We start from the raw sequence: 13,709 nt of genomic DNA, 5'->3' as shown, positions 1-13,709 counted from the left end.
TTGCTTATGCTGGTTTAGATGTTGCTGTTAAGCAATCTGGCAATTTTAATGCTACCGATACTAAGATTTCTAAACGTGGTTCTCCTTATCTTAGACGTGCTATTTGGCTTGCTGCTAGTGTTGCTGCTTTTAAGGATCCTGCTTTGTCTGTGTATTATCAAAAACTTAGACAAAGAGGTAAAGCTCATGGTACAGCTATTGGTGCAGTTGCTAGAAAACTTACTAACATTATTTTTGCTGTTTTGAGGGATAACAAAGCTTACATACCTAATATTTAGTTGTTATTCAATTGTTATTTAATTTTTCCAAGCCTAATTTTTAGGCTTGTTTGGTGTGCCACAAATTACAAGATTAATTATTTTTTATTTTCTCTTGACATTTGATAGCTGGTCTTATCTAATGTAGGCTGCTATAGTTATTGGCATAGCAACTCCCAGGGCAAGGGCTGTGGAAACTAAGATTGCTGTTGTAGCTCCAGTAAGTCCACTAGTAACATCCCCACTCATCAAATCTCTCATGGCATTTGTTAGGGTGATTCCTGGAAGGAAGGCCATCATCGATCCTATGACTATTTTATCTACTGCTATATAAGGTAGGAAGAGTCTAAATGATACTGTGATTAAACTTACTACGAGACCTGCAATAAAGTTTACCAAAAAGAATCCGAACTTTGCCTCCTGAAACTGAAAGCTTACTATATATGATACAAATCCTACTAAGAAAGAAATTAGCATATCAGTTATTTTTCCTCCCAATAGTATTGTAAAGGCAGCGGCAGAAAGGGCTGAGCCAAATATTTGAAAGGCTAGTGGGTAACCAGGATCTGCCTTTATTTTATTTAACTCTCTTAGGGCTTCCTGTAGACTGTAATTGCCACTAACAAATTCTCTTGAAAATGAGTTAACCTTATTTATATAGTAGAGGTTAAAGGTCCTAGACTTTACTCTTCTGATATTGGTGTGAATTTCCTGGTTGAAGGAAAAAGATAAGACTATAACATTAGCAGTAGAGTAAACATCTACGTCTTTAATGTTTTTTTTGCTTCTTATTATCCTTTCTACCGTATCCTCCACCCTATAAATTTCTGCTCCATTGGCTAGCATTATAGCTCCAGCGTTGGAGGCGATTTCTGAAAGGATAACAGCCTGATCTAAGCTAGATATTGCTTCAGTAGTCATAATTACCTCATCTGTAGTTCGTCTTGTACTTATTGATATTTTCTTCTGTCAAGAATTTGTAGGCGTCGTTTACTTCCTGGAATTTCTCTGTTGCACTTGGATCCTTGTTTATATCAGGGTGATATTTTTTTGCAAGCTTTCTATAGTTGAGCTTAACTTGGTAGATATCTGTTTGATAATCTACTCCAAGCACATTGCAGGCTTTCTCGTACTTTTCCTTAAAGCCATGGTCATTTGTCATATTGCTATAGCCTGAATTTGTATTATAGGAATTCCAATTTCCTTGGTTCATGTTAGTGTAGGTAAATCCCCTAAACATTTCCTCGAACCTTCTATTCATCTCCTCTTGACGAGCTCTTGCAGCTTCCTCGGCAGCCCTTCTTCTTTCTTCTTCTCTTTCAAACTTATACTTGTTAGAATAATCAGAAATAGAATCATAGCCGACTTTTCTTCCTGTCATCAAGGAATCCGCCCTATCATACATCCACTCTGTTAGGGTGTAGTTTCCGTATTTGAGCATGGATATGAACTTTGGGCCAAGGATTGGAATGATTAATATTATAAATATAACCGTCCGCCATTTCCTTGGTATGGCCAGTGCCAAAACTGGAAAGAAGAAAAATGTCGAACAACCAAATAAAAATATAAGCATGAGTAATTGTCTGATTCCCTCAAAAGTCATGGTTATTACATTCATTATGTTTATTAATAAATTAAATATACTGCCTAAAATAGTGGCAAGTAAATGTAAAATCTTACCGAAAAATTTTCCCATATTATCTCCTTATCTATTATAGGATTATACGACTTGAAGCTAATAAAATCATCGCCTTTAAGTAAAGTTTGTTAAGAAACTACTTTACTTAAAAGTCTCCAAATAAAAAGCAGGTCTCCCTGCTGAGAATATAGACAATCTAAAAATCACCCTTATTTCGACCGAACGGAGTGAGCGGAGAAATCTAATGAGATCTCTCCGCGCGTTCGTTTCACTCACACTAAAATCTAATAGTAAATATGACTTAACTATTAGTTTTAGGGTTAAATGTGCCAATTAAGGCACATTTAACTAGTCGAGATAAGGGTAAATTAAATATATAAAATTTTTAATTAAATCTACTTTTTCTACACTATGAACAGATTTTCCTGCTTCTTTTTACCCAAACAAGTCCGTATTGTTTGAATTATATAAATTGTAGTAGACTCCCTTTTTGGCAAGGAGGTCCTTGTGGTTTCCTCTCTCTACAATGCCATCATAAGTTAAGACTAGGATTTCATCTGCATTTATTATTGTAGAAAGTCTGTGGGCTATGGTAAGGGTTGTTCTTCCCTTACTTAGTTTTTCTAGGGATGATTGAACTATCGCCTCGCTCTTGTTATCAAGGGCGCTAGTCGCCTCATCTAGGATTAGGATTGGTGGATTTTTGAGAAATACTCTGGCTATAGATATTCTCTGCTTCTGTCCACCTGAAAGCTTAACCCCACGCTCTCCTATATAGGTATCAAAGCCATATGGTAGGTCCTTGATAAATTCCAAGGCTCCTGCAAGCTCTGCTGCCTTTTCGATTTCTCTATCCGTAGCATCTTCCTTACCGTATTTGATATTATCCTTAATTGTTCCACTGAAAAGATAGACATCTTGTTGGACTATCCCTATATTATCTCTTAAAGAATCTATAGTTAGGTCTTTGATATTAGCCCCATCGATTCTAATAGCACCATTATCTACATCGTAAAATCTTGGGATTAGCTTGGATATAGTGGTCTTTCCTGCACCAGATGGCCCAACTAAGGCTATATTTTCTCCTACATCAATTGTAAAGGACATATCATCTAGGACATAAGGGTCTTCCTCTTTTGTCTCAGGGTATTTGAAATAAACATGGTCAAATTCGATCTTTCCTTGAACGTCCTCTAAATCTCTTGCCTCATCCTTATCATATATATCCCTATCGAGATTCATGATTTGGACAAATCTTTCAATACCAGTTGTTCCTCTCTCATAGGTATCGGTAAAGTTAATTAGCCTTTCGATAGTTGCAACTAACATGTTTAAATACATTGTAAAGGCAATAAGATCTCCTGCAGTTATTGTCTTCTGGATTACAAAAATTCCTCCTACAAGGATTAATACTGCATACATAAAGCCAGAAAAAGCATCCTTGACACAGAAGTATTTGGCCATATTGAAGTATTGATCCTTCTTGATATCAGCAAACTTCTCATTTTCTCTGCCAAACTTTTCCTTTTCTATATTCTCATTGGCGAAACTTTTTACAACATTGATTCCAAGAAGGGTATCCTCGATCCCTGAGTTTATGTCACCAATTTGCTTTCTTGTATTCATAGTCGCCTGTCTAAACTTCTGCCTAGATTTTCTAGAAAATATATACATAATTGGTATTAGAATGTATATAATTAAGGAAAGTTGCCAATTGATAGTTAGAAGGACTACAAAGGATACAGCAAGCTTAATAGCTGCTACTAAGAATTCTTCCGGTACATGGTGGGAGAATTCTGTAATCTCGTTTAAGTCTGTAGTCATCCTTGCCATAAGCTGGCCAATTTTGGCCTCATTGAAAAACTCCGTATCCATTGTCAATAGATGGGAGAAGACGTCCCCTCTCATATCTTTTTCTATAAATGCTCCCATGATGTGGCCATAGGATTGCATGATAAATCTTGACACAACCTCTATAAACTTAGTCGCAAGGTATATTAGAGCGACCTTTCCTAGCCTAGGCATATCGAGAAGGCCTAACTGAGCCCAATCTGTTAAGTAGGATAGCAATAGAGGAAGGACTAGCTGACTTATGGTTGTAAGAGCAGCCGATATCAAATCTATAGTAAGTATTTTCTTGTAAGGTTTATAATAAGGTATAAATCTTTTAAGCAAATACTTGTTAGTGTATTTTTTCTCTGTCATATTTCTCCTTCCTTTCAATAATATCAATAATATATACTCTACTGTTTCCCTATACTTTTGCACCCTTATTGTAAATTAGCTTAGTATTTGATAATATTATATTAGGAGGATCTTATGGCAAGAATTATAGAAAAAACTAATCTAAATGATAATACAATTAAATTTGTCGTCAAGGCACCAGCTATTGCAAAAAAAGCCTTGCCTGGCCAGTTTATTATTCTTAGACTTGATGAGAAAGGCGAAAGAGTTCCCTTTACCATCTCATCAACAGATGATGAAAATGTAACTATTATTGTCCAAATCGTTGGCGGTACTACAATGAGGATGAATGCCTTAAAGGCAGGAGATGGCTTCCTCGACTTTGTAGGTCCACTAGGAAAGCCTACCGAGCTTGATTATCTAAAAGGCAAAAATGTTTGTGTAGTTGGAGGAGGCTTGGGTACAGCTATTGCCTATCCACAAGCCAAATACCTTCATGAAATCGGAGCTAATGTCGATGTGATAATGGGCTTTAAGAATAAGGATATAATAATCCTAGAAGATGAGCTTAAGGCTTCTTCAGATAATTTATACATAACAACAGACGACGGATCTTATGGCAGACAGGGATTTGTAACCCAAGTTCTAGGAGATCTCATAAAAGAAGGAAAAAAATACGACCACGTCCTTACTATTGGTCCAGCAATCATGATGAAAAATGTAGTAAATGTTACGAAACCTCACGATATACCTACAACTGTATCCATGAACTCTATAATGGTTGATGGAACAGGCATGTGCGGGTGTTGTAGGCTTACAGTTGGAGGCGAAATGAAGTTTGCTTGTGTAGATGGCCCAGACTTTGATGGCTTCTTGGTTGATTTCGATGAAGCTATGAATAGATCAAGAAACTACGCCACAGAAGAGCGTGAACATATATGCAAGCTAACAGGGGAGGTAAGAAATGGCTAAGTTTAATATGGCAAAGACGAAAGTTCCAATGCCAGAACAAGACCCTGATGTAAGAAATAAAAATTTCGACGAGGTAAGCCTTGGCTATACCTTGGAAATGGCCAAAGAAGAAGCTAGCAGATGTGTCCAATGTAAAAACAAGCCTTGTGTATCAGGTTGTCCAGTAGGAGTAAAAATCCCAGAGTTTATCCATTTGATTCTTGAAGACGACCTAGACGGGGCTTACAGAAAGATAGCAGAGACCAACAATCTTCCTGCAATCTGCGGTAGGGTCTGCCCACAAGAGGTCCAATGTGAAGGAAAATGTACTAGAGGCATAAAAGACGAGCCTGTTGGAATTGGAAGACTTGAAAGATTCGTTGCAGATTATAGAAATAATAAAAAATACAACAAGCCAGTCGAAATAACTAGCATAAACAAGAAAGTCGCAGTAGTAGGGGCTGGCCCTTCTGGTCTTTCAGCTGCAGCTGACCTTGCCAAAAGGGGATACTCAGTAGTTATGTTCGATGCTTTTCACACAGCTGGAGGAGTCTTAATGTATGGTATACCAGAATTTAGACTTCCTAAAAAGCTCGTCCAAAAGGAGCTTAAAAACGTAATAGGCCTAGGTGTCAAACTTCAGACTAATACGATCGTAGGAAGGACAATTTATATAAAAGACCTCTTCGATCAAGGCTTTGAAGCGATCTACCTTTCTACTGGAGCAGGTCTTCCAAGATTTTTAGGTATTCCTGGAGAAAACTTAAATGGAGTATATTCAGCTAACGAATTTCTAACAAGGATGAACCTCATGAAGGCCTACAAGTTCCCTGAATATGACACGGCAGTCCATATAGGAAAGAAAGTTTGTGTAGTAGGTGGAGGAAATGTGGCGATGGATGCAGCAAGATCTGCCAAGAGAATGGGAGCTGATGTAACTGTTGTCTACAGGAGAAGCTTCGAAGAAATGCCTGCAAGAATCGAAGAAAGCCACCATGCCAGAGAAGAAGGTATCAAGTTTATGAATCTTCACAATCCAGTAGAAATCATAGGAGAAAACGGCTGGGTTAAGAAGGTAAAACTTGAGAAAATGGAATTAGGAGAGCCAGATAGCTCTGGTAGGAGACGTCCTGTAGCTACAGGAGAATTTGAAGAAAGCGAGTTTGAATCTGTAATAATCGCCATAGGCCAATCACCTAATCCACTTATCAAAAACACCAACTCAGATATAGATACAGAAAGCTGGGGTGGAATTATAATAGATGATAGGACCATGACCACAAAGGAAGCTGTCTTTGCTGGAGGAGATGCAGTAAGTGGAGCTGCAACAGTTATTCTTGCCATGGGAGCAGGTAAAAAAGCCGCAGAAAATATAGATAAGTATTTAAGTGAAAAAGATAAGTAAGACAAAAGCTCTTTTAAGCTAATTAAGTCATACACTTTTCATAATAAACAATTATGGATAAGTGAGATTTAATCAAAGCTTAAAGAGCTTTTTTGGATTTTGTCTACGCTCTGACCCACTTTCGTAGGTTCTTGATTATTATTTGATCTTTTGAATTATCCTAGATCTTGTTTCGAAGTCATCGCTTGTGCCTGTAATTGAATTATTCTCTTTAGCAAGCTTACTCATTTTATCTAGGATTTCTGAAATTTCGTTTACTTCAGAAGTTTTATTGGCGATTTCATCTATTCCTTTTGCCTTGTATTCGCTTAGGCCAGATCTAAACTCTTCAAATGAAGCCATGTATTGGTCACTTCCGTCTTTTAGTTCTTTAGTAGATGAGTCTAGCTTCATTATTCCGTCATTTAGTTGGTTAAGACCTGCTGCCATTGGGTTAATAGCTTCTTCATTGATATTTCCTAAGGATGAGAGGGCCTTGCTTCTTTCGGCAAATTGTGCCAATCCTCCTGATAATTCTGAGCTACCTTCTCTTAGTCTTTGAGAATTACCGTCAAGTTCAGATACAGCAGCTGCTAAGTTTTCAACTCCTGCCCTATTTTGGCTAGTTCCTTCTTTAAGTTTAGCTGATCCTTGTTTTAGTTTTCCTGTAGCTTCATCGAGCATTACTATAGATTCTTGTAATTTGGCTAGATTACTCTTATCAAATCCTTGGCTTATTTTTTCAGTTCCTGTGGCAAGACTATTTGAAGCTGTAATCATCTTTTCTGATGATGCTTTTAATTTCTCATCGATATCACTTGCTCCCTTATAAGCTTCGCTAACTCCTCCGCTAAGCTCGCTTGCTCCTTGGGATAGGACCGCAAGAGACTCTGAGATTTGACTATAAGCGAATCCAGCTGTAGCCACGCTTTCACTTTCTTGGTAGAGATTATCTCTAACAGCTCTTAGGCTTTCGATTTGACCAGTAAGATTTCCATCTTCGTTATTTTCTTCTAAGTTTGCTATTACTGCATCAATTGCTTGAGCTTGGGCTGTAAGATCGGCTGAACTTTGATCAAGACTTGGCATGTTTTGAGTGGAAGATTGAAGATTGTTAACTCCCCCACTTAGCTCTCGGCTTGAGTCTTCAAGTTTACTTAATCCTTGGCTAAGCTCACTTACTCCTTGACTTAGTGGAGCAATTCCTGTTGATAGGCTATCAAGTCCTGTCTTTAGTTCAGTCATGGACTCAGTAAATTTGCCCAAATCTTCTTTACCATCAGCCATTCCCACTTTTTCTTTTAGTGTTGATGTTGCATTATCTAGTTTTAAAAGACCATCGTCTAGGTCACTTGCTCCAGCTTCTAGTTGTCTACTAGCTTCAGTAAGCTTTGGCATATTTTCATTAACCTTATTAACTCCGGCAGTGTATTGGTTGATACCTTGATCTAGACTGCTTCCTCCATTATTTAACATGTCAATTGCTGAAGTCATTGTTTCGACTTGGTTAGGTAGGTCCGCAAAGGCATTAGCCATTTGATCGAAAGATGATACGATTTTGCCAGAACCTGCAGAAAGCTCGCTTGCTCCGTTGCTTAACTGACCTATACCATCATTTAATCTATTACCCCCATCTGCCAATTGATTTGATCCATCAACAAGCTTTGCTGCATTTGATTCAAGCTCATCTATTCCCTTATTTAGATCATCTAGGGATGAAATATTAGCGGAATCTTGGAAGAGTTCGTTTGTAATTACTGCATAGACCTCAGTAGGCTTGTAGTCTTTTACATCCATTTCCATCTCGATCTTATCCTTGAACTTATCGAGTTTATCATCTTCAAGGATTTCTTTAAAGTTTTGTCTAAGTCCTGGTGCGAGAACTCCAGCTACAATTTCGTTTTTACCATCTTTTACGACCTTGCCGTCGTCTGTGTTTATATTTGTAACCTTATCTTCATCGAAGTTAATCTCAGCAAGTACTAGATATGGTGAAAATACCTTTTGTTCTTTACCATTTACTGTAGCCATTCCGCTTCTTTTGTTCTTAGCTGATATTTCGATTTTTAGGTGACCAGATTTTCCTTCTAGGTCTTTTGCCTTAATTTCCTTACCATTTAGAAAATATTTTACAGAAATATCTACAGGAAGGTCTTCTTCTGCTTGTCCTTGATAGTAGACATCCTTGCTATCTTCATTCCAGTTTATATATCCATCTTTTGGATTTATCTTTTCATCCGTCTTTAGGTTTTTGATATCTTTAAGATTTGACTTATCCTTAACCTTTACATTCCCATCTGAGTTAATCCAGATTGATGCTGTCTTATCTTTTATTTGATTTTCTTCTTGTGTTACATACACGGTTTCGTTTTTCTTAACTGTCCCATCTGCAAAAACAACATTTGTCACAAGCATTGACCCTGCGAGTGCTACAGATAGGCTTTTTACAAGTTTATTTTTCATATTTTCCTCCTAGTTTAATCCCTTAGTTGTCTTTTTGATAAATGGAAATGTTATGCTGATTATGGCTGGTAGGAAGAGTATTATTGAAAGCATACTTATTATAGCTCCTCTTGCCAAGAACATACATATTGTTGAAACTATTTCCATTTTTGAATACAAGCCTACACCTACTGTCGCAGCCATAAATGATAGGGCTGAAGTTACAATAGATTTTGAAGCTTCCTTTACTGTTAGCTTAAGCGACTTGTTTACATCTCCACTTTTCTTATATTCTGCCAAGAACCTGTCCATCATAAGGATAGAGTAGTCGATTGTAGATCCTAATTGGACAACACCTATTATGATTGATGTTACAAATGGGATTGTCTGACCTAAATAGAATGGGATACCCATGTTGATTTGTATAGCAAGTTCGATAACTGCTATTAAAACTATAGGAATTCCAAGTGATTTGAACACAAATGCTAATATTACAAATACAGTCGCAATTGATGCTATGTTTACCATCTTGAAGTCCCTATCAGATATTGTCGTAAGGTCTTTTGTAAGGACTGCCTCACCTGTAAGATATCCATCAGGATCGTGTTCTTTGATTATTTTGTGAATTTCATCAACTTGTTTATTTACTTCATCAGATGCTGTTTGATACTTAGAATTCATCATAAGCATTTGATAGCCATTTTTGTGGAAATTATCTTTTAGTTTATCTGGTAGAACGCTATCTGGAAGAGTTAGTCCTGTTAATGAATTTAAACCTAAAACATTATTTATTCCATCTACCTTATCAAGTTCATCCACAAGTCCATTGATATTTTGCTTGCTTAAATCATCGCTTACAACAGCAAAGTGGGTTGAAGCCATGTCATAATCTTTTTTCATCTTGTTTAAGGCTACAATCGAATCAAGATCTGCTGGAAGAGATCTATCTAGATTGTAGTAAAGGTCTGTATTATGTGCTCCATAAATAGCTGGTACAAAAAGTATCAAGAAGGCTATGAAAAATGTCTTCTTGTGATTTAGGACAAGATTTGAAGTCTTCTCGAAAGATGGTAGAAATACCCTATGATTAAATCTTTCTACTAGTTTTTCAGATATTAATATCATTGGTGGCAATACTACTACTGTAGAAATTAGTCCAAGAAGTACACCCTTACTCATTACAAGGCCGATATCTTTACCAAGTCCCAGCCTCATCAATATAAGTACTAAAAATCCTGCAAAAGTTGTAAGTGATGAAGCAAAGATTGATGCTATAGTCTTTTGCATAGCCTTATCCATGGCTAGGTTATTTGAATCACGTCTTTTCTTTTCTTCTGCATATCTGTGATATAAGAAGATTGAGTAGTCTGTCGTAACAGCAAGCTGTAAAACTGCCGCTATAGCCTTCGTTATATAAGAAATCTCTCCTAAGAAAACATTAGTTCCAAAGTTATACAAAATCGCATAGCCAATATTTAATAAGAAAAGAAATGGTATAATAGTCGATTCATTTGTAAAACTTAGGACGATCAAGGCGAGCACTACCGCGAGTCCTACATATATAGGTGTTTCGTGATCTATTAAATCCTTTGTATCCTTAACTAAAGAGGATATACCACTCAAAAATTTCTCTTTTGACTCAATAGCCTTAATCTGATCTATAGCTTGCATTGTCGTAAATGAAGAAGAGCTTTCGCTAAACTTAACCATAAGCATGGTCGAATCTTCAGCATAGAAAACATCTCTTAACTCATCAGGTAAAAACTCACTTGGAAAGCTATCTCCTACTATAGAAGATTTTGAAATAACATCTTCTACTCCCTCAATCTTTAGTATCTCTTCCTTAAGTTTGTCTGCATCATAATCATCGCCCTTAAGAATCAGCATACCTGTAGCTGCATTTTTGAAATCTTTATCTAATATCTCCTGGCCCTGGGTACTTTCAAGGTCAGATGGCAAATATGACAAGATATCATAGTTAACACCTGTATTCTTATATCCTATCCAAGATGGTATCAATAATAAAGTCATTATTAATAACACAAGTCTAGGATGGTGTGAAATAAACTTTGTTATCTTTTTCATTGTATCTCTCCTGTTCTATTAAACATTTTTTTAATATTAGCATACAAAACCGGCTTCATCTCTCCAATAGTCAAAATCGACTCATCCATTGTAGCACTCTTACAAGTACTCATTACAATTTCTAGGGTCAAAGAAAGTATATAGAGCTTCTGACTTTCGGAATAATCTCCTGTGAAGAGATTCTCATACTTACTAAGAATAAAATGTAAGGATGATTCCGCTTCTTTGAGTTTTTCATCATTTTCAATCTTAGTGTAGAGGGCCCAGGTGATATTTTTACTCACAAGGTCTAGCTCGAAAGGATGAGCTATGAGATAATCGATGATATAATCGAGAAAGTATATGTATCTTTCGATAGGATCTTCCTGATTACAGCTATCTTCCGCCTTAACAATAATATCCTTGGCTATATTTAGGACTATTTTTTCCTTAAGATCCTTCTTATCGGAATAGTAAAGATAGAAGGTCCCCAAGCCAAAGCCCGCTTCCTTCATCACATCTCTTACGGAAGTATTATCAGCTCCCTTCGATTTGAAAATCCTAAGGGCAGCCTCCATTATAGCTTTTCCCTTGTCGTTCGTAAAACTTACCATATAATCACTCCAATTTTTTCAAAATGAACGCCGTTCATTAATTGCTACAAGTATATGATACGCCCTAATGAACGTTGTTCAACTTTTCTTGTAAATTTTTTATTAAAAAAATACCAAAGAAATAAATTCTCTGGTATTTCTAACTACATATTAAATTTTAGCAAATAAGAACCATCAATCATATATTGCTTTCAAAATGATAAAAATGGACCAAAGTTTTTACAGCAGGACTAATTTTTCTCATATCATCTAACGTATTATTCATCGCTATCAAATTGGAATTTCCTTACATATTTCTAATTTCTTCTAACCAATCTTCATCTAGTGGATCATTGGAGAATCTTTGTCTCCTATCAAGGCTTGCTAGGGCGTGCATATCGCATTCTTCAAGCTCAAAATCAAAAATATCAATATTTTCCTTAAGTCTTTTAGCGTGAACTGACTTTGGAATTATCATTGTTCCTTGATCAATATTCCACCTTAGGGCTATTTGGGCTGGAGTTTTATTGTACTTATCAGACAATTCTTTTAGGATTTCTTCATCAAGTAAGCCTCCCCTAGTCCTTGCAAGTGGGCTCCATGCTTGATGTTTTATATTATTTTCCTTAAGGAAGGCCCTAGTCTCTGGATCTTGTAGGAAGAGGTGACTTTCCAATTGGTCCATTGATGGAGCTTCTCCTAGTTCGAGCAGTTTCACCAACTGTTCTGGCATGAAATTACATACAGCAATTGATTTAACTATTCCTTGGTCTTTGTAATCCATAAAGACCTTCCAAGCCTTATCGAAATCCTTGCCAAACCAGTGGAGGTGGATTACATCTAGATAATCTGTCCTTAGGTCCTTAAGGGATTCATCGATCGATCTTTTGGTCTCATCTATCCCAAAGTCTTTTGGCCAAACCTTTGTTGCTAGCATATAATCTTCTCTTTTAGCTGGAGCATTTTCCAAAGCCTTACCTATGTAGGCCTCATTGTTGTAGTATTTTGCAGTATCAAAATACTCATAACCTAGTTCAAGAGCTGCCTGAATTACTTCTTCCATTAGTTTTTCGTCTTCTATCTTATAAGTTCCCATGCCCATTGCTGGAACTTTTAGTCCGTCATTAAGTGTGTAATATTTCATATCTAATCCTTTCTTCTCTTTCTCTATTGATACCCAAAGAGCCCTATCTTAATTACAAGATTTTGTGATAGAATATAGATATGAAAACAGTATTAGTAACAGGCTCCTCACGTGGTATTGGAGCTGCCATATGTAGGAAGCTTAATAAGAATTATAAAATTATAATAAATTATAATAAAAGCGAGGAAGCTGCTCTTAAGCTTCTTAACGAACTCAGGAAAGAAAATCCCTTTGTGATTGCTGTAAAGGCAGATGTTAGTAAGGAAGATGAAGTAGAGAAAATGTTTGAGATAGGAGAAAGTAACTTCGGCCATATCGATATTTTAATTAATAACGCAGGCATATCCCACTTTTCCCTAATCCAAGATACAAAGTTCGATAAATGGAAGGAGATTCTTGCTACTAACTTAGATTCAGTCTTTCTTACTTCCAAAAGAGCAGTCCCAAAAATGTTAAGTAGAGGAGATGGAGTAATTATTAATATGTCTTCCATCTGGGGAGAAGTAGGAGCGAGTATGGAAAGTGCATATGCAGCAAGTAAGGGTGCTATCAACTCCTTTACCAAATCCCTAGCCAAGGAGCTTAGCCCTATGAATATAAGAGTCAACGCCATAGCATGTGGTATTGTAGATACGAATATGATGAGAAATGACTTCGAGCCTTTTGAATTGGAGGAACTTAAGAAGGAAGTAGGTCTTAATAGGTTCGCAAGTCCAGAAGAGATAGGAGATTTAGTAGAGTTTTTAATCTCTGACAAGGCTAAATATATAACAGGTGAAATCGTAAATATTAATGGGGGATTTTATTAAAATTGAGTAAGCAAAAACCGCTAATTCTAGGGGTCTAGAATGTAGACAAAATCGAAATCACCCTAATTTCGACCAGGTAAATAGCCATTGAATTGGCTATTTACCCCTCTGACTAGTGCGAAGCACGGAAAAGTTACTAAGTAACGAGTCAGAGTACGGAGTGAGTGGAGAAATCTAATGAGATCTCTCCATGCGTTCGTTTCACTCACTTAGTCGAGATAAGGGTAACTTAACTATAAAAT

11 protein-coding genes are annotated in these 13,709 nt (G+C 36.7%); 4 read left to right on the top strand and 7 right to left on the bottom strand.

What is annotated here, in order from left to right; translation table 11 throughout:
- A partial coding sequence (locus tag C7D97_RS10430; RefSeq protein ID WP_158679143.1) for a transposase occupies positions 1–278 on the top strand: 278 nt, incomplete at its 5' end.
- 114 nt (positions 279–392) lie between these two features.
- On the opposite strand, the gene C7D97_RS10425 is transcribed toward C7D97_RS10430, so the two are convergent.
- The 3 genes from C7D97_RS10425 to C7D97_RS10415 all read right to left on the bottom strand — a co-directional run bounded on the left by C7D97_RS10425 (position 393) and on the right by C7D97_RS10415 (position 4,101).
- Positions 393–1,178: a threonine/serine exporter family protein gene (locus tag C7D97_RS10425; protein ID WP_105302015.1), complete on the bottom strand. Its 786-nt coding sequence runs from the start codon at positions 1,176–1,178 to the stop codon at positions 393–395.
- 7 nt (positions 1,179–1,185) lie between these two features.
- Entirely contained in the window at positions 1,186–1,953 is a 768-nt protein-coding gene (locus C7D97_RS10420) for a J domain-containing protein (RefSeq protein ID WP_105302014.1), read from the bottom strand.
- Between the two features lie 378 nt (positions 1,954–2,331).
- A complete protein-coding gene (locus tag C7D97_RS10415) occupies positions 2,332–4,101 on the bottom strand; it encodes an ABC transporter ATP-binding protein (RefSeq protein WP_105302013.1) in 1,770 nt (589 codons plus the stop codon).
- 114 nt (positions 4,102–4,215) lie between these two features.
- On the opposite strand from C7D97_RS10415, the gene C7D97_RS10410 reads away from it, so the two are divergent.
- Together C7D97_RS10410 and gltA are read left to right on the top strand one after the other, a co-directional pair.
- A complete protein-coding gene (locus tag C7D97_RS10410) occupies positions 4,216–5,052 on the top strand; it encodes a sulfide/dihydroorotate dehydrogenase-like FAD/NAD-binding protein (protein WP_105302012.1) in 837 nt (278 codons plus the stop codon).
- Complete coding sequence (gltA, locus tag C7D97_RS10405; RefSeq protein WP_105302011.1) at positions 5,045–6,436, top strand: NADPH-dependent glutamate synthase; 1,392 nt, start codon at positions 5,045–5,047, stop codon at positions 6,434–6,436. Before C7D97_RS10410 ends, gltA begins: the two co-directional genes overlap by 8 nt.
- 138 nt (positions 6,437–6,574) lie before the next feature.
- Here gltA and C7D97_RS10400 read toward each other — a convergent pair whose 3' ends face one another.
- From C7D97_RS10400 to C7D97_RS10385, 4 genes are all read right to left on the bottom strand, one after another.
- Positions 6,575–8,878 (bottom strand): YhgE/Pip domain-containing protein, encoded by a 2,304-nt coding sequence (locus tag C7D97_RS10400; protein ID WP_105302010.1) that lies wholly within the window; start codon positions 8,876–8,878, stop codon positions 6,575–6,577.
- Between the two features lie 9 nt (positions 8,879–8,887).
- Positions 8,888–10,942: an efflux RND transporter permease subunit gene (locus C7D97_RS10395; RefSeq protein ID WP_105302009.1), complete on the bottom strand. Its 2,055-nt coding sequence runs from the start codon at positions 10,940–10,942 to the stop codon at positions 8,888–8,890.
- A complete protein-coding gene (locus C7D97_RS10390; RefSeq protein WP_105302008.1) occupies positions 10,939–11,535 on the bottom strand; it encodes a TetR/AcrR family transcriptional regulator in 597 nt (198 codons plus the stop codon). Before C7D97_RS10390 ends, C7D97_RS10395 begins: the two co-directional genes overlap by 4 nt.
- Before the next feature lie 286 nt (positions 11,536–11,821).
- On the bottom strand, positions 11,822–12,658 hold the full coding sequence (locus C7D97_RS10385) for an aldo/keto reductase (protein WP_105302007.1): 837 nt from the start codon (positions 12,656–12,658) through the stop codon (positions 11,822–11,824).
- A gap of 80 nt (positions 12,659–12,738) precedes the next feature.
- Here C7D97_RS10385 and ymfI point away from each other — a divergent pair, with 80 nt between their 5' ends.
- Entirely contained in the window at positions 12,739–13,467 is a 729-nt protein-coding gene (ymfI, locus tag C7D97_RS10380; RefSeq protein ID WP_105302006.1) for an elongation factor P 5-aminopentanone reductase, read from the top strand.
- Positions 13,468–13,709: the final 242 nt, after the last annotated feature.

Origin of the sequence: Anaerococcus marasmi, assembly GCF_900290195.1 — a bacterium.
Classification (GTDB): domain Bacteria; phylum Bacillota; class Clostridia; order Tissierellales; family Peptoniphilaceae; genus Anaerococcus; species Anaerococcus marasmi.
Note: the sequence above shows the minus strand (reverse complement) of the source record. Positions and strands in the feature narration are given on the sequence as shown.